Source organism: Streptomyces sp. NPDC087263, assembly GCF_044744645.1.
GTDB lineage: Bacteria > Actinomycetota > Actinomycetes > Streptomycetales > Streptomycetaceae > Streptomyces.
In genome coordinates this window covers 1,026,076-1,042,115 of the sequence record NZ_JBIUYT010000001.1, presented here as the reverse complement: position 1 = coordinate 1,042,115, position 16,040 = coordinate 1,026,076, and the positions used below count along the sequence as shown (strand labels likewise).

At 70.6% G+C, this 16,040-nt stretch carries 13 protein-coding genes and 1 pseudogene; 7 read left to right on the top strand and 7 right to left on the bottom strand.

Translation table 11 applies throughout. The features are described from left to right. Positions 1-19 precede the first annotated feature (19 nt). From ACIPC1_RS04590 to ACIPC1_RS04580, 3 genes and pseudogenes are all read right to left on the bottom strand, one after another. A complete protein-coding gene (locus ACIPC1_RS04590; protein WP_402513143.1) occupies positions 20-1,363 on the bottom strand; it encodes an ABC transporter permease in 1,344 nt (447 codons plus the stop codon). Positions 1,364-1,512: 149 nt separating this feature from the next. Continuing rightward, positions 1,513-2,172, bottom strand: a pseudogene (locus ACIPC1_RS04585) (ABC transporter ATP-binding protein); the annotation flags it as partial. Further along, complete coding sequence (locus ACIPC1_RS04580; protein WP_402513141.1) at positions 2,169-2,702, bottom strand: PadR family transcriptional regulator; 534 nt, start codon at positions 2,700-2,702, stop codon at positions 2,169-2,171. The gene ACIPC1_RS04580 and the pseudogene ACIPC1_RS04585, both read right to left, overlap by 4 nt. A 253-nt stretch (positions 2,703-2,955) precedes the next feature. Here ACIPC1_RS04580 and ACIPC1_RS04575 point away from each other — a divergent pair, with 253 nt between their 5' ends. Genes ACIPC1_RS04575 through ACIPC1_RS04565 form a run of 3 tightly spaced genes read left to right on the top strand, consistent with a single transcriptional unit; the run spans position 2,956 to position 5,617 of the window. Then, positions 2,956-3,207: a hypothetical protein gene (locus tag ACIPC1_RS04575; RefSeq protein ID WP_402513139.1), complete on the top strand. Its 252-nt coding sequence runs from the start codon at positions 2,956-2,958 to the stop codon at positions 3,205-3,207. Next, positions 3,208-5,313 carry a 4-alpha-glucanotransferase gene (gene malQ / locus ACIPC1_RS04570; RefSeq protein WP_402513138.1) on the top strand — a complete coding sequence of 702 codons (2,106 nt, stop codon included), beginning with the start codon at positions 3,208-3,210 and terminating at the stop codon, positions 5,311-5,313. A gap of 58 nt (positions 5,314-5,371) precedes the next feature. Then, positions 5,372-5,617, top strand: a complete 246-nt coding sequence (locus ACIPC1_RS04565) for a hypothetical protein (protein ID WP_384373845.1) — start codon at positions 5,372-5,374, stop codon at positions 5,615-5,617. A gap of 283 nt (positions 5,618-5,900) precedes the next feature. Here ACIPC1_RS04565 and ACIPC1_RS04560 read toward each other — a convergent pair whose 3' ends face one another. Then, positions 5,901-6,842 (bottom strand): zinc-binding dehydrogenase, encoded by a 942-nt coding sequence (locus ACIPC1_RS04560; protein WP_402513137.1) that lies wholly within the window; start codon positions 6,840-6,842, stop codon positions 5,901-5,903. A 29-nt stretch (positions 6,843-6,871) separates the two neighbouring features. Continuing rightward, entirely contained in the window at positions 6,872-7,714 is an 843-nt protein-coding gene (locus tag ACIPC1_RS04555; RefSeq protein ID WP_402513135.1) for an LLM class F420-dependent oxidoreductase, read from the bottom strand. A 120-nt stretch (positions 7,715-7,834) separates the two neighbouring features. On the opposite strand from ACIPC1_RS04555, the gene ACIPC1_RS04550 reads away from it, so the two are divergent. After that, the gene (locus tag ACIPC1_RS04550) at positions 7,835-8,731 is read left to right on the top strand and encodes a LysR family transcriptional regulator (RefSeq protein WP_402513134.1); all 897 of its coding nucleotides are present in this window, start codon (positions 7,835-7,837) and stop codon (positions 8,729-8,731) included. A 123-nt stretch (positions 8,732-8,854) separates the two neighbouring features. On the opposite strand, the gene ACIPC1_RS04545 is transcribed toward ACIPC1_RS04550, so the two are convergent. Beyond that, positions 8,855-9,442: a TetR family transcriptional regulator gene (locus ACIPC1_RS04545; RefSeq protein ID WP_402513132.1), complete on the bottom strand. Its 588-nt coding sequence runs from the start codon at positions 9,440-9,442 to the stop codon at positions 8,855-8,857. 157 nt (positions 9,443-9,599) lie between these two features. Here ACIPC1_RS04545 and ACIPC1_RS04540 point away from each other — a divergent pair, with 157 nt between their 5' ends. The 3 genes from ACIPC1_RS04540 (at position 9,600) to ACIPC1_RS04530 (ending at position 13,188) form a co-directional block, all read left to right on the top strand. Beyond that, positions 9,600-11,324, top strand: coding sequence for an FAD-dependent monooxygenase (locus ACIPC1_RS04540; RefSeq protein WP_402513130.1), 1,725 nt, complete (start codon positions 9,600-9,602; stop codon positions 11,322-11,324). A 185-nt stretch (positions 11,325-11,509) separates the two neighbouring features. Then, positions 11,510-12,322, top strand: coding sequence for a class I SAM-dependent methyltransferase (locus ACIPC1_RS04535; protein WP_402513129.1), 813 nt, complete (start codon positions 11,510-11,512; stop codon positions 12,320-12,322). A 65-nt stretch (positions 12,323-12,387) separates the two neighbouring features. Continuing rightward, positions 12,388-13,188 carry an SDR family NAD(P)-dependent oxidoreductase gene (locus ACIPC1_RS04530; protein ID WP_402513127.1) on the top strand — a complete coding sequence of 267 codons (801 nt, stop codon included), beginning with the start codon at positions 12,388-12,390 and terminating at the stop codon, positions 13,186-13,188. Between the two features lie 162 nt (positions 13,189-13,350). Here the strand turns inward: ACIPC1_RS04530 and pepN are convergent, their stop codons facing one another. Then, the gene (gene pepN / locus ACIPC1_RS04525) at positions 13,351-15,924 is read right to left on the bottom strand and encodes an aminopeptidase N (RefSeq protein ID WP_402513125.1); all 2,574 of its coding nucleotides are present in this window, start codon (positions 15,922-15,924) and stop codon (positions 13,351-13,353) included. Between the last annotated feature and the right edge of the window lie 116 nt (positions 15,925-16,040).

Sequence of the window (16,040 nt, the reverse complement as noted above, 5' to 3'; positions counted from 1 at the left end):
GCCGGAGCTGTGTGAAATGTCACGTGAAGCGTAGTTCGGTCGGATGGACGGAGCGGCGCAGCAGCGGCAGCGACGTGGCGGCGGCCAGTAGGCAGGCGGCGTACACGGCCACGGGGACCAACAGGGGCAGCAGCGGCACCGTTCCGCCGCCGGCGGCGAGCCACGCGTACCAGGTACTGATCGCCATGCCCCCGGCGCCGGCCAGCGCGACCGCGGGGGCCAGCGGCAGGGCCGTCTCCAGGAGCAGCGCCTGGCCGAGTACGGCGTACGGCACCCCGGCGGCGGCCTGCGCGGCCAGCCCGCGGCGGCGGGTGGCCAGTGACTCGGCGGTGCCTACGGCGAGGCCGGAGAGGGTGATCGCGAGGGCGACGAGGATGGCGGCGCCGGTGAGGTTGACCCCGGTGGCGTAGAAGGAGATGTCCGCGGCGAGGGAGTCGCGGTCGCGTCCGTTCAGCTCGTCGAGCAGTACCTGCCCGATGCCGGTGAAACCGGTCCCCACGACGGTCACCAGCAGGACCGCCGCGTGGGTGCGGGCGGCCGCCCACGGGTCGTCGCGCAGGCGCTCGGCGGCGATGAGCGTCGCCGGGTTTCCGGTGCGGGCGGCGAGCCGGCGGCCGGTGAGGCGGGCGGCGGCGCCGGTCACCCAGACGGCGCCCACGCCGGTGAGAATCACCACGCCGAAGACGAGCGCCGGCGCAGTGTCGAACCCGCCGAAGGTGACCGGGGCCGTGAAGAGCCCCACGACCAGAATCACCAGTGCCGCCCCGAGGAACGTGGCGCCCGGTCCCCGGCCCCTGCTCGGTCGCACCCGCCGCACCCAGCCGAGCGGTGAGGCAACCACGCGGCGCAGCGCGAGCGTGCTGACCAGGGCACCCAGCAGGGGCACGGCCACCGCGATACCCGCGAACCCCGCCCAGGCAAGAGCGGGCGGATTCCGCCACTCACCCAGCACGAGCAGCACGGAGAACACCGTGGTGACCGCCGAGCCCGCGAGGCACGCGAGCCCCGTCTCCAGCGCGGCGATCCGCCGGACCTGGGCGGGTGAGGCCCCCGCCAGGCGCAGCCCGGCCAGCCGCCGGTCACGGTGCACGGCACCGATCCGGGCGCACTGCCCGAGGAAGCCGAGCACCGGGACGAGCAGGAGGAGCAGCGCGAGGACGATGCCGGAGCGCTCGCCGGGCTGGTCGAGCAGACCGTTGCCGATGGACACGTGGTATCGCCCCTGCAGAGAGGCGACCGCGGCCGCCGCCAGCATGAAGCCGGTGGCGAGCCCCGCCCCCACGGCCGTGAGCGCGACCCGCCACCACTCCCGCCGGTCGGAACCACGGGTCAGCAGCAGCGCGAGCCGGAGATCGGTCCTCACGGGGTCACCTCCGCGGACGCGTCGGCGGCCTCGGAGCCGACCGCTTCGGAGCCTGTTGTGGACTGGGCTTCGGAACCTGTTGTGGACGGGGCTTCCGAGTCTGCTGTGGACGGGGTTTCGGAGCCTGCTGTGGGCTCGGCTTCGCAACCGACGACCATCCCGTCCCGCAGCGCGACCTCCCGGTCCGCGTACGCGGCCACCTGCGCGTCATGCGTGATCAGCAGGACCGCCGTACCGGACTCGTGGGCCGTGTGGATCAGTGCGGTCATCACCTGCTCCCCGGCGAGGGAGTCCAGCGCGCCGGTCGGCTCGTCCGCGAAGACGACCTTCGGGCCGGTCACCAGGGCCCGCGCGAGCGACACCCGCTGGGCCTGCCCGCCACTCATCTCGCCGGGCCGCAGCATCTCCTGCCCGCGTACGCCGAACCGCTCCAGCCACTCGCCCGCCCGCTCCTGGGCCGCCGTACGCGAGAGGCCCGCGAGCAGCAGCGGCAGTGCCACGTTGTCGAGGGCGGTCAGCTCGGGGATCAGCTGCCCGAACTGGAACACCACCCCGAAGTCGGTGCGCCGCAGCTCGCTGAGCCGTTTCTCGGGAAGGCGGTCCAGGCGCTCACCGCCGTAGTCCACCGTGCCTTCGTCCGGCCGGACGATGCCGGCCAGACAGTGCAGCAGCGTGGACTTGCCACTGCCGCTGGCCCCGGTGACGGCCAGGATCTCGCCCGCGTGCAGTTCCACCGAGGCGCCGCGCAGCGCCGGGGTGGAACCGTGCGCCTTGAACAGGCTCCTGGCCATCAGGAGTGGATTGCTCATGCTGCGTCGACCTCCGCGGTCAGAGTGGTGAGCCGGGCCGCCGTCGTGGTCATCCAACGGAGGTCGGCGTCAAGGTGGTTGAGGGCGTAGTCGGCCGAGAGGACGGTCGCGAGATCGGCGCCCGGCCCGGTCTTCACCGCCGTGAGCTCACGCATCCGCGCCATGTGCGCGGCGCGCTGCGCCCCCAGATAGCCGGCCGGGTCCGCCGAGGCGAGGATCGCGACGACGACCTTCGCGAAGATCTCGTTCGTCACGAAGGGCGCCGGTGGCGTGATCTCCCCTGTCCACTTGGCCAGTTCACGTGATCCGTCATCGGTGGAGCGGTACAGCGTCCGTTCCGGGCCGCCGTCCGAGCCGGTGCCTTTGACCTCGGCGAGACCGTCGCGGACCAGGCGCTGCAGGGTCGTGTAGACCTGCCCGTAGGCCAACGGGCGGGCCTGCGGGAAGCGTTCGTCGTGGCGTCGCTTGAGGTCGTAACCGTGGCTGGGACCTCCGGCGAGCAGCCCCAGCAGGATGTGGCGGGTGCTCATGGCGACCATTATGCACTCGGTATATGTAGTGAGTGAATAGCTGAGCGGCGGGAGCTTCTGTGGACTGCGGCCGGGTGAGTGGCCGAAACAACGTGTTTGCACCAACCTGGAAGGGTTGCGAGGAAGCGGGATGTGACCAGTAGCACGTTGTTCGTCCGTGTACGTCTGCCGTCGCGCCCGCTGGGTAGGGCTGCGGTGAACCCGCACAGAGCCCGGGAGGTCCTGGGCCGCCGTACGACGACAAGGAGCCCTCGTGGCCGCTTCGGCACACCTTCTGCTCTCGGCCCTCTCCAAACGCGGAGCGGAGCCGTCGGCCGGCCTTCAGGGCCTGCGTGAGGACCCGCATCCGTGGGTCCTCGGCGCGGAAGGCGCCTGCGCGGAGACGCCGCTGACCAGCGAACCCCCGCTCCCCGACGCCGAGCCCCTCACCAGCGAGCCGCCGCTCGCCGACGCGGCGCATCTGACGAGCGAGCCCACCTCCACCGGCGCCGCGTCGGGGATCTAGATGGCACGGCCCGCGGACCCGCCACCGACGCCGCTGTCCCGGCTCGCCGGACTGCACGGTGTCGCCGCCTCCTACAGCCCGTCCCCGGACCGTACGGTCGCGGCCTCGGACACCGCGGTCGTCGCGGCCCTTGCGGCGCTCGGCGTCGACGCGAGCACGCCGGCGGCCATCGCCGCCGCCCTCGCGTCCCGGGAGGCCGAGGCGCGCGACCGGCTGCTGCCGCCGACCGTGGTGTGCTGGGGCGGCCGAGTGCCCGAGGAACTGTCAGGCCTGCCGGACGGCACGCGCCTGCGCATCGGCACCGAACAGGGCGAGACCCGCGCATCGGCCGAGCAACTCCCGCTCGGCGTCCACGCGTTGCACGTCACCGCCCCCGACGGCCGCACCGCCGACGTCCACCTCGTGGTGGCCCCCGCCCGGCTGCCCGCGCCGCCCGGACGCACGTACGGACTCCTCGTCCAGCTCTACTCCCTCCTCTCCCGCCGCTCCTGGGGCATGGGCGACCTGGGCGACCTCGCCGAGCTCACCGCCTGGGCGGGCCGGGCACTCGGCGCCGGATTCGTGCAGGTCAACCCCTTGCACGCGGCCGTACCCGGCGCCCCCACCGACCCCTCGCCGTACCGGCCCTCCTCCCGGCGCTTTCCGGACCCGGTGCATCTGCGCGTCGAGGACATCCCGGAGTTCGGTTACGTCGACGACCGCGACCAGGTCCGTACGCTGCTGGAACGCGCCGACCGACTCCGCGAATCCGTGCTGCACAAGGGCGCGTTGATCGACCGCGACGCCGTGTGGGAGCTCAAGCGCGAGGCGCTGGAACTGGTACGCGAGGTGCCGCTCGGGCCCGGACGGCGGGCCGCGTACGTCGACTTCCTCGCCGAGGAGGGCCAGGCGCTGGAGGACCACGCCACCTGGTGCGCACTCGCCGAGGTGTACGGCTCCCGGTGGCAGCAGTGGCCGATCGGCCTGCGCGACCCGCGCTCACCCGAAACCGCCCGCGCCCGGGGCGAGTTGATGGACCGCGTCGACTTCCACAGCCGCCTCGCCTGGCTCACGGACGCCCAACTCGCCACCGCCCAGCGCTCCGCACGCGACGCGGGCATGGCCGTCGGACTCGTCCACGACCTCGCCGTCGGGGTGCATCCGGACGGGGCCGACGCCTGGGCCCAGCAGGAGTACTTCGCGGCGGGCATGTCGGTCGGCGCACCCCCGGACGCCTTCAACGCGCGCGGCCAGGACTGGGGCCTGCCGCCCTGGAGACCTGACCGGCTGGCCGAGTCCGGCTACGCCCCCTACCGCCGCCTCCTGCGCGCCCTCTTCCGCTCCGCGGGCGCCCTGCGCATCGACCACGTCATGGGCCTGTTCCGGCTCTGGTGGGTCCCGCAGGGGCAGCCGCCCACGGAGGGGACGTACGTCCGTTACGACGCCGAGGCGATGCTCGCGATACTGACCCTGGAGGCCTCACGCGCCGGGACACTGGTGATCGGCGAGGACCTCGGCACCGTCGAACCCGGGGTGCGCGAGACGCTTCACGAGCACGGGGTGCTCGGCACCTCGGTCCTGTGGTTCGAACGGGACTGGGACGGCGACGGACTGCCCCTACCACCCGAACGCTGGCGCGCCGACTGCCTGGCCACCGCCACCACCCACGACCTCCCGTCCACCGCCGCCCGGCTCACCGGCGAACACGTCGAACTCCGCGACCGGCTCGGCCTGTTGTTGGGCACCTTGGAGGAGGAGCGGGCCGCCGCGGCCGCCGACACGGGGGAGTGGCTGGCGCTGCTGGCCCGGCTCGGGCTGCTCCAGGGCGTGACCGGCGGGCTCTCCGCGGAGTCGGAGGAGGCCGAGATCCAGGCCGTGCACCGGTTTCTGCTGCGCACCCCGGCCCGCATGATCGGCGTCTGGCTCCCGGACACGGTCGGCGACCGCCGCCCGCAGAACCTGCCGGGCACCTGGGACCAGTACCCGAACTGGCGGCTGCCCATCGCCGACGCCGAGGGGCAGCCGGTGACGCTGGAGGAGTTGGCCGCCTCGCCCCGGCTGCATGCGCTGATCGATGTGCTGCGGGGCCGCGCGGGAGACGGCGGGCACGCGGGCGGGAGTCACTGAGACCTCGTACGGCACCCCCGGGCGCGCGGCCCGCTCAGGCGTTCGCTACGTTGGCACCGTGGACAAGAAGAACGCCCTGCGCGCCGGCGCCCTGGCTGCCGGTACGACGCTGATGATGCTGCTCATGACGTCTCCCGCGCTCGCGCTGACCCGCGACGACGGCGACAACCCCGGCACGGGCCTGAGCGTGATCGACACGCTGGGGCTCTTCGTCGCCGCTCCGCTCCTGCTGTTCGCGGTCATCGCCGGCCTGGTGATGGTTCTCGACAAGTCCGACAAGAACTTGGGCCAGAAGCAGAGCTAGGAGCAGGGCCAAGAGCAGGGCCAAGAGCAGGGCCAGGCCCGCTTCCACCTCACTCCGTTCCCGTCGAGGGAGTCCGCGCACCCATAGGGTCCGCGGACTCCCTCGACGTGTGTGTGCCGGCCAATGGTCAGGCGGCTCTCAGGGCCGGGTGACGCGGGCGCCGGGGCGACGGTGAGGAGGGAGGCTGTGGCCGATCGATGTCCTGTACCCGGTTCCGGGCCGGCAGGGTTTCGTCCCTACGGAACGGGCCTGCCGCGAGTGGTGCCTGAACCAGGGCGGGACTTCACCGCTTTGCTTCCACGTCGAGGACGGCCTTACCCAGGACACGGCGGGCAAGGAGTGCCTCGGCCGCTTCCGGAGCGCGTTCCCAGGAGCCGCGCCAGCCGATCTGAGGATCGAGTGCCTCGTTTTCGAGGAGGTCCACGAGGTAGGCGAGGTCTGAACCGAAGCCGGGGCCGAAGCCGGGATGGCCGACCATGAATGATTCGAGCCGCTTGCGCCCGCCGTTCAGACGCTCCTGCTCGAAGTCGATGGTGGTCGGCTCGCGGGAGGCCATCCCGATGCTCTGGACGCAGCCCCCGTCCTCCAGGAGGCTGAACGCTGTGGCCAGTTGAGTGCCGCCCACGTTGTCCAGCACCCCGAAAACAGGTGCGGTGACGTTCTGCGGGCCAATGACGATCTCGTCGGCCCCAAGCTCGCGGAGCCCTTCGCCCCGGGCGTGGCTGCCCACGGACGCGATGACATGTGCGCCGGCGTGGGCGGCGAGCTGCACCGCGAAGCGTCCGACACCGCCTGAGGCCCCGGTGATGAGGACGCGTCGGCCCACCACGGAACCGAGTTGCCGCAGCGCCCGCAGCGCGGTGACACCCGCTGCCGGAAGGGCGCTCGCGGAGGCGAGGTCGACGGAATCGGGAACGACAGCGAGCTCCGCGGTGTCCGCGGCGCGGCGCTCGGCCCCGGCGCCCGACGCCCACCCGAAGCTCACGACGCGTGCGCCTTGCGGTGGCCCGGAGCCATCGGCTGCGGCCTGGATGATGATGCCTGCCGCGTCCAGTCCCAGGACGGTGCCTGGTCTCGTTCGATCAGCCTTGAAGGCGAGTTCCGCGAAGTTGAGCGAGACCGCGTGCACCTCGACCAAGACTTGCGAGTCATGCGGTACGGGCTCGGGAACCGTGCCGAGACGGAGGCCTGAGGGTGCCTCCGGGTCATAGATCAAAGCTTGCATTCTGCTCCTCATGGAGATGTCGAACGACGTCAGTGCGGCAGTTCGGCGTGACGTTCGAGGAACGCGGCGACTTCCGCCGGATGCTCCAGCGGAAGTGGGTAGACCACGAGCCGGTCGACGCCGAGGTCGGCGTAGCGCCGGGCCGTGTCGGCGTCCACCGGAGAGAGCTGCATGAAGTTGATCTCCAGTCGGCCCAGCCGCTCCGGGCGTTCGACCTCGGTGGCCGCCTTTCTCAGCTCGGCCAGATGCTCGGCGAGATCATCCGGGCTGTCACCATTGCCGAGCCATCCGTGGCCCCGGGCGACCGCCCGACGGAAGGCGGCCGGGCTGTGACCACCGATCACGATCCGCGGTCCGTCGTCCCGCACGGGCCGCGGGTGTGCGTCGACGCCGTCGAAGGCTACGTACCGGCCGTGATAGGACGGCGCGGGCTGGGTCCACAGCGCCCTCATCGCGTCCAGGTACTCGTCGGTGCGCCGGCCACGCTCCGAGTACGGCACTCCGACGGCAGTCATCTCCGGTTCGAGGTATCCGGCTCCGACCCCCAGAAGCAGTCGGCCACCGCTGAGCACGTCGAGGCTCGCGACCTGCTTGGCGAGCACCAGCGGATTGCGCTGCGGCAGGATGACGATCCCGGTGCCGAGCTCCAGCCGGTCAGTGACGGCCGCGACATAGGCCAGATGCACCAGCGGGTCGAGAATCGGATCCGTCGGCTCCATCGGCGCGGCCGGCACCCGAGGGCTGGGCAGCACGACGTGCTCACCCGCCCACCACGACCGGTACCCCAACTCCTCCGCCAGCCGGGCCAGCCGGACCGTCTCGACAGAACCCAGCGTGGCCTTGGCGCTCAGCCCGTTGACGCCCAGTTCCACCGGCGCCCACCTCCTTCCGCTCCGGGCGGCGACAACGCCGGTGCCCTGCTTCCACCCACGCGATCAATCGTGGAATCACGCGCGCCATCTGTCCAAGAGCTGTTGTTATAGCCTTTGGCTATGGATGTCCACGTCCGGGACCTGCGCTACTTTGTCGCGGTCGCAGAGGAACTCAACTTCACCCGAGCCGCGAGCGATCGGCTCTTCGTCTCACAGCCGACACTGAGCAAACAGATCCGCCAACTGGAGCTCTCCTTCCGGGCCGCACTCTTCGAGCGTGACCGGCGGACGGTCACCCTCACCGCCGCGGGCAGAGCCCTCCTGCCCCATGCCCGGCAGCTGATCGAGCAATGGGAGGCGGCTCAGCGTGCGGTGGTCGACGCCGTGGCGACCCAGGACACGACACTTACGGTCGGTTTCCAAACGGGCATCGGTCGCGGGCTCATCCCGGCCGTCACCGCCACGATGGAGAAGCTGCTTCCCGGTTGGCGGCTCCAGTTCCGCCAGATCACCTGGGCCGACCCGACGGTGGGACTTGCCGGCAGCGATGTCGATGTCGCCATCGCCTGGCTGCCCATCCCGACGAGTGGCGACTTCTCGCAGAAGGTGATTACCAGAGAAGATCGTTGGGTCGCTCTTCCAGCCGGTCACCATCTGGCCAACCGCCCGGCCGTCTCGTTCGAGGATCTCGCCGATGAGCCTTTCATCGCCCTTCCGACGACGGCCGGAGCGCTCCGCGAGTTCTGGCTCGGCAACGATCGTCGCCGGACACCGGCGCGCATCGCCGCCACGGCCGAAACCGCCGACGAGGCCTTCGAAGCGGTCGCTTCAGGACTCGGGATAGTCCTCCTCTCCGCGGGTAACGCCGAGATCTACAAGCGAGAAAACGTCACCTGTCGGCCGGTCACGGGTCTTTCTTCCAGTGAGCTCGCCGTTGTCTGGCGCACAAGAGACCACCGCGAAGCCGTACGAGTCTTCGTCGACGCTTGTTGCCTCTGCGCGGCAACCTGCTCGTAGAGGCTTGCCCGTACAGCAAGTCCAGCCTCACCACACGTCAGATGGCTTCGGGGACGCGATGTCTGAGGGGGCACGGTCTCTGCCGACACAACGGGCCCGGTGGTGGGCCCCGCTGATGCTCGCTTAAGGGTTCGGCGCCGTCAGATAGCGCTGCACCGTCGGTCCCAGCCACACCACGATCTCCTCGCGGGACAGCGCCACGGCCGGCGGGAACCGCAGGACATAGCGGGTGAGCGCCAGTCCGAGCAGCTGTGAGGCGCAGAGCGCGGCCCGGGTCGGCGCCTGCTCGGGATCGGGACAGGTGCGCAGGGCGACCGGCGCGAGCTGGTCCCTGAAGACGCTCTGCATCCGCTCGGCGCCGGCCTCGTTGGTGACGCCGACGCGGAGCATCGCGGTGAACACCTCGCTCCGCTCCCAGAGGTCGAGGAAGTGGCCCACCAGGACGCGGCCCACGTCGTGCGGGTCCATTCCCTGCGGATCCGGCAGCCGCAGGTCGACGTCGAGGACGGCGGCGAACAGTCCGTCCTTCGAGCCGTAGTAGCGCATCACCATGGAGGGGTCGATCCGCGCGTCCTTGGCGATGGCGCGGATCGTGGCGCGCTCGTAGCCGTCGGCCGCGAAGCGTTCGCGGGCGGACGCGAGGATCGCGGTGCGGGTGGCGTCGGAGCGGCGGGGGGTGCCCGCGCTCGCGAGGGGTTCCTTTACGGCCATGCCAACAACCGTAGGCCAACAGTCGTTGACAGTCCAGTGGAGGTCGCCTTATGTTGGCAAACAAGCGTTGGCAAACAAGCGTTGGCCATCAGGTGTTGGCGGACGGGTATTAACCAACAAGCGTTGTCCAACAAGCGTTGGCATTCAGGAGGCCGCCATGAACGGCAAGACCCGCTCCACCGCATCCGCCGCATCCACCGAGTTCGCCACGTCCACCGGGTCGACCGCATCAACCGCATCAACCGCATCAACCGGGTCAGCCGGGTCAGCCGGGTCCGCCGCGCCCTCCGCGCCCTCCGCGCCCACCGGGTCCGCCGGGTCCGCCGAGCGCATCGCGTCCACGCAGCCGCCTGCTTCGGCCGCTTCCGCCCAGCCTGCGGAGTCCGCGGGCTCCGCCGAGTCCCCCGCGCCCAGCGCCGTCATCGTCGTCGGCTCCGGTCCCACCGGCCTTCTGCTGGCCGGGGACCTCGCGACCGCCCACGTCCCCGTCACCCTCGTCGAGAAGCGCTCGCAGAAGATCAGCAATCTCTCGCGCGCCTTCGTTCTGCACGCCCGCAGCCTGGAGCAGCTCGACGCCCGCGGCCTCGCCGACGAACTGGAGGCCAAGGGGCAGACCCTCGACCGTATCCGGCTCTTCGGGCGGCTCACCGTCCAGCTCGGTTCCCTCCCCTCCCGTTTCAACCACCTCCTCGTCATCCCGCAGTACGAAGTGGAAAAGGCGCTGCGGCGGCGGGCGGAGGAGGCAGGGGTGCGGTTCGTGTACGAGACCGAGGTGACCGGGCTGAGCCAGGACGCGGACGGGGTGAACCTCCAAGTCCGGCGCGCCGATGGCGAGTTGGCGGGGTTGCGGGCCGCGTACGTCGTGGGGGCGGACGGGATGCGCAGCGTGGTACGTGACGCGATCGGGCTGCCGTTCCCCGGTAAGTCGGTCATCCGGTCCGTCGTCCTCGCGGACGTGCTGCTCGACGAGCAGCCCGAGAAGATCCTGACCGCCAACGCCGTCGGAGACGCCTTCTCCTTCATCGCGCCCTTCGGCGACGGCTACCACCGGGTGATCGGCTGGCAACGCGACCGCGACGTGCCCGACAGCGAGCCGGTCGAGCTCGACGAGATCAGGGAGATCGTCCGGCTCACCCTCGGCCGCGACTACGGGATGCGTGACGCCCGCTGGGTGTCACGTTTCCACAGCGACGAGCGTCAGGCGCCGGCCTACCGGGTGGGCCGGGTGTTCCTCGCCGGGGACGCCGCACACGTCCACACCCCGGCCGGCGGTCAGGGCATGAACACCGGCCTTCAGGACGCGGCAAACCTGAGCTGGAAACTGGCGTCGGTCGTCAACGGCCATGCGGACACCGGCCTGTTGGACACCTACCAGGCCGAGCGTCACCCCGTCGGCCGGTCGGTGCTGCGCAGCAGTGGCGGAATCGTACGGCTCGCGATGGCCAAGCACCCCTGGACCCTGGCGCTCCGTGCCGTCCTCACCACGTTCTTCAACCACGTCGGCCCCGTCGGCCGCAAGGCCGCCGGCCAGATCACGGGCATCGGGTACCGGTACGAGGCGCCGCGCGGCTCCCACCCCCTCGTCGGCACGCGCGTACCGGACGTCGCTCTGCGGAGCGGCCGTCTCTACGAGGTCCTGCGCGGCGGCAGGTTCGTCCTCGTCACCCCGGGGGCGACTGCGCGGGCGTACGAGGCCGGGGAGCGCGAGGGTCGCAAGGACCGCCTCGCCGTGGAGAGTTGGGCCAGTGGGCGGCGTACGACCTTGCTGGTGCGGCCCGATGGATATGTGGCCTGGGCCGCGGAGTCGCCGGACACGGACACCGTCGAGGCGGCGCTCACCGCGGCGCTGGGCAGCCAGGTCCTGGCCGCCCAACCCCGTTAGTAACTGCCGCAGCGGGGTGGCCGGTTGGCCTGCATGTCCGCCATCGAGGACGAGCCCTGCCGATTAGGACCTGTCCGGCCGATCAAGTCGCAGGAAATGGTCGGGGCCTTGTGAACGCCGCAGATGTGCGTGCCACACCCCGCGTCTGCGGCATGATCGGCCGGACAGGTCCTAGCCTGAGCGGTATGGGCGACGATGATTCGGTGGCACGTTTCTACGATCAGCTCGCGGTTGACTATCACCTCACCTATGCCGACTGGGACGCGAGTATGGCCCGGCAGGGGGAGGCCCTGGACGCGATGATCCAGGCGGGGCTCGGCGCGGGGCCCGTGTCGGTGCTCGACTGCTCCTGCGGGATCGGTACCCAGGCGATCGGGCTCGGCCGGTGCGGTCACCGGGTCACGGGTTCCGACATCAGTCCGGTGGCGGTCGGCCGCGCGGCGCGGGAGGCGGCTCTCCGCGAGGTGCGACTGCCCACGGTGGCGGCCGACATGCGGCAACTGCCTTTCGCCGACGCCTCGTTCGACGTCGTCGTGTGCGCCGACAACGCCCTTCCCCACCTGCTCACCGAGGAGGACGTCCTCGCTGCACTCGCCGAGATGCGCCGCGTCCTCCGCGGCGGGGGACTGCTGATGATCAGCACCCGCCCCTACGACGAGATCCTCGCGGCCCGGCCCGTTTCGACCCCTCCGCAGCTGGCGCGGACGCCGGGCGGCCGAGCCGTCACCTTCCAGCTCTGGGACTGGCACGACGACGGCGAACGCTACGACCTGGAGTTCTTCCAGCTCCTTCCCGACGGTGACGACTGGCGCGTCAAAGTGCGGCGCACCACCTACTGGGCCCTCACCCGGCGCAGGCTGACCGGCTTCGTCGCCGAGACGGGCTTCATCGAGCCCGAGTGGGCGGCACCGGAGAGCAGCGGCTTCTTTCAGCCGCTTCTCTCGGCGCGCAAGCGACAAGCAGCCACGACCGGTGATGACCGCGACGCCTGGCGATGAGTATTGAGGCCGTCGCAGGTCTGTACAACCGACGCGTACGACGGGCATCCCGAGGAGAGATCAGCATGCTGCTCAGCGACAAGACCGCGATCGTCTACGGCGCCGGTGGAAGTATCGGCGGCGCCGTCGCCCGTGCCTTCGCCCGCGAGGGTGCCCGTGTACACCTCGTGGGGCGTACGGCGGAGACGCTCGACACGGTGGCCAAGGACATCACGGCGGCGGGCGGGCACGCCGAGACGGCTGTGATCGACGCGCTGGACGAGGTGGCGGTCGAGGCGCACGCGGCGTCGGTGGCCGGCGGAGACGGAGCCGACGGTGGCGGTATCGACGTATCGTTCAACCTCGTCACGCGCGGCGACGTGCAGGGCGCCTCGCTCCTCGACATGCCCGTCGACGACTTCGTACGGCCCGTGGTGACCGGCGTCCGCGCCAACTTCATCACCGCGCGCGCCGCCGCCCGGCACATGGCGGAGCGCGGTTGTGGCGTGGTCCTCACCCTCAACAGCGGTTCGGCGCACGGCAGTCCGATGATGGGCGGTACGGGCCCGGCGGACGCGGCGATCGACACGCTGGTGCGCAATCTGGCAATGGAGCTGGGACCGCGCGGGGTGCGGGCCGTGGGCCTGTGGGCGGCCGGGGTGCCCGAGACCCTGACCGTCGAGAAGCTCAAGGCGGTCGACAGCGGGATGCAGTTCGACGAGAACGCCGTCCAGGGCCTGTTGGCCAACCTGGCGGGTATGCGCATGACCCGCCGCAACCCCACCCTCCCCGAGATCGCCGCCACGGCCACGTTCCTCGCCTCCGACCACGCCGGCGGCATCACCGGCACGTTCGTCAACGTCACCGGCGGGATCTTCCCCGGCTGACCCGTCAACAGAGACCCGTCAACTGACAGCCGTCAACAGACAGTCGTCAACAGAGAGTCGTCAACAGAGAGTCGTCAACAGAGAGTCGTCAACAAAAAAGGGGGGCACCCGGCACAACGCCGGGCGCCCCCCTCCACGTACAACCGACTACGCCTACGACTACTACGACGCCGCCGCGTCCGCCGCCTGTGCCCGCAGCGCCCGCTCGACGCCCGAGCGGGACTCCGAGATCAACCGCCGCAGGGCCGCGTTGGGCTCGGCGGAGGCCAGCCACGCGTCCGTCTTGGCGAGGGTCTCCTCGGAGACCTGGATCGACGGGTAGAGGCCGACCGCGATCTGCTGGGCGATCTCGTGCGAGCGGGCCTCCCAGATGTCCTTGACCACGGCGAAGAACTTGTCCGTGTACGGGGCGAGCAGCTCGCGCTGGCCGGTCTGCACGAAGCCGCCGATCACCGCTTCCTGCACGGCGTTCGGGAGCTTGTCGGACTCGACGACCTCGGCCCAGGCCTCCGCCTTCGCCTCCTCGGTGGGACGCGCGGCACGGGCGGTGGCCGCGTGCCGCTCACCCGCCGCCGTCTTGTCCCGCTCGTACTCGGCGGTGATCTCCGCCTCGTCGTAGCGGCCGACCGCCGCGAGGCAGCCCACGAACGCCCAGCGCAGTTCGGTGTCGACGGCGAGGCCCTCGATGGTCTCGCGCTCTTCGAGCAGCCCCTCCAGGAGGTCGAGCTGCTCCGGCGTACGGGCGGTCGCCGCGAAGGCGCGCGCCCAGGCCAGCTGGTGGTCGCTGCCGGCCGCGGCTGCCCGCAGATGGGCCAGCGTCGCGTCCGTCCAGCGGGTCAGCAGGGCCTCGCGGGCGTTCGGGTCGGCGTACAGCTCGATCGCCAGCTTCACCTGGCGGTGCAGCGACTGCACGACGCCGATGTCGGACTCCTTGCCGATGCCGGAGAGCACCAGGGACAAGTAGTCGCGGGTCGCGAGCTCCGCGTCGCGTGTCATGTCCCAGGCCGAGGCCCAGCACAGGGCGCGCGGGAGGGAGGACTCGAAGTCGCCCAGGTGCTCGGTGACGAAGGCGAGGGAGTCCTCGTCGAGGCGGACCTTGGCGTACGACAGGTCGTCGTCGTTGAGCAGGAAGACGTCCGGGCGGCGCTTGCCGATCAGTTCCGGTACGGCCGTCAGGTCGCCGTCGACGTCCAGCTCGACGCGCTCGTCGCGGAGCAGCTTGCCGCTGTCCTCGTCGAGGCTGTAGAGGCCGACGGCGATGCGGTGCGGGCGGAGCGTCGGTTCGCCCTTGGCGCCGGCGGGCAGCGCCGGGGCCTCCTGGCGGATCGCGAACGACGTGATGACACCGTTCGCGTCCGTCTCGACCTCCGGGCGCAGGATGTTGATGCCCGCGGTCTGTAGCCACTTCTGCGACCAGGTCTTCAGGTCACGCCCGCTGGTCTCCTCCAGCTTGCCCAGCAGATCGCTGAGCCGCGTGTTGCCGTACGCGTGCGCCTTGAAGTACGCCTGCACACCGCTGAAGAACTCGTCCATGCCGACGTACGCGACGAGCTGCTTGAGCACGCTCGCGCCCTTGGCGTAGGTGATCCCGTCGAAGTTGACGAGCACGTCGTCCAGGTCGCGGATCTCCGCCATGATCGGGTGCGTCGACGGAAGCTGGTCCTGCCGGTAGGCCCACGTCTTCATGGAGTTGGCGAAGGTGGTCCAGGAGTGCGGCCAGCGCGAGTCGGGGGAGTACGCCTGGCAGGCGATGGAGGTGTAGGTGGCGAACGACTCGTTCAGCCACAGGTCGTTCCACCACTCCATGGTGACGAGGTCGCCGAACCACATGTGCGCCAGCTCGTGCAGGATCGTCTCCGCACGCACCTCGTACGCCGCGTCGGTCACCTTGGACCGGAACACGTACTGGTCCCGGATCGTCACCGCGCCCGCGTTCTCCATCGCGCCCGCGTTGAACTCCGGCACGAAGAGCTGGTCGTACTTCTTGAACGGGTACGCGTAGGCGAACTTCTCCTGGAACCAGTCGAAGCCCTGCCGGGTGACCTCGAAGATCGCGTCCGAGTCCAGGAACTCGGCGAGCGAGGGACGGCAGTAGATACCGAGCGGGACGGACTGCCCGTCCTTCTCGTACACGCTGTGGACGCTGTGGTACGGGCCGACGATCAGGGCCGTGATGTACGTCGAGATCCGCGGCGTCGGCTCGAAGGCCCAGATGTCGTCCTTGGGCTCGGGCGTCGGCGAGTTGGAAATGACGGTCCAGCCGGAGGGTGCCTTCACGGTGAACCGGAAGGTGGCCTTGAGGTCGGGCTGCTCGAACGAGGCGAAGACACGGCGGGCGTCCGGCACCTCGAACTGGGTGTAGAGATAGGCCTGTTGGTCGACGGGGTCGACGAACCGGTGCAGACCTTCGCCGGTGTTGGTGTAGGCGCAGTCCGCGACCACGCGCAGGATGTTGCGCCCCGCCAGCAGACCCGGGAGCGCGATCCGCGAGTCCTTGAAGACCGCGGCGACATCCAGCGGGTCGCCGTTGAGGGTGACCTCGTGGACCGTGGGGGCCACGAGGTCGATGAAGGACTCGGCGCCGCCTTCGGCGACGTCGAACCGCACCGTGGTCACGGACCGGTAGGTGCCGCCCTCCTGCGCGCCGGAGAGGTCGAGATCGATCTCGTACGAGTCAACGGTGAGCAGCTGCGCCCGCTGCTGCGCCTCTTCGCGGGTCAGGTTTGTGCCAGGCACGCGGTCATCTCCTCGTTATGGGTGGGTTGCGCCATCCTTCCACGGGAGCATCGCGTTGAGCGCGTGGGTTCTGTAGCGCCGTCCATTTGTTCGAACGCTGTGGGGTGCTGGGGGCG

Coding starts and splice junctions, on each gene's coding strand:
- ACIPC1_RS04550 (WP_402513134.1), top strand. CDS start 7,835: ATGGATGTCCACGTCCGGGACCTGCGCTACTTTGTCGCGGTCGCAGAG.
- ACIPC1_RS04545 (WP_402513132.1), bottom strand. CDS start 9,442: ATGGCCGTAAAGGAACCCCTCGCGAGCGCGGGCACCCCCCGCCGCTCC.
- ACIPC1_RS04530 (WP_402513127.1), top strand. CDS start 12,388: ATGCTGCTCAGCGACAAGACCGCGATCGTCTACGGCGCCGGTGGAAGT.
- ACIPC1_RS04580 (WP_402513141.1), bottom strand. CDS start 2,702: ATGAGCACCCGCCACATCCTGCTGGGGCTGCTCGCCGGAGGTCCCAGC.
- ACIPC1_RS04535 (WP_402513129.1), top strand. CDS start 11,510: ATGGGCGACGATGATTCGGTGGCACGTTTCTACGATCAGCTCGCGGTT.
- ACIPC1_RS04560 (WP_402513137.1), bottom strand. CDS start 6,842: ATGCAAGCTTTGATCTATGACCCGGAGGCACCCTCAGGCCTCCGTCTC.
- ACIPC1_RS04540 (WP_402513130.1), top strand. CDS start 9,600: ATGAACGGCAAGACCCGCTCCACCGCATCCGCCGCATCCACCGAGTTC.
- malQ (WP_402513138.1), top strand. CDS start 3,208: ATGGCACGGCCCGCGGACCCGCCACCGACGCCGCTGTCCCGGCTCGCC.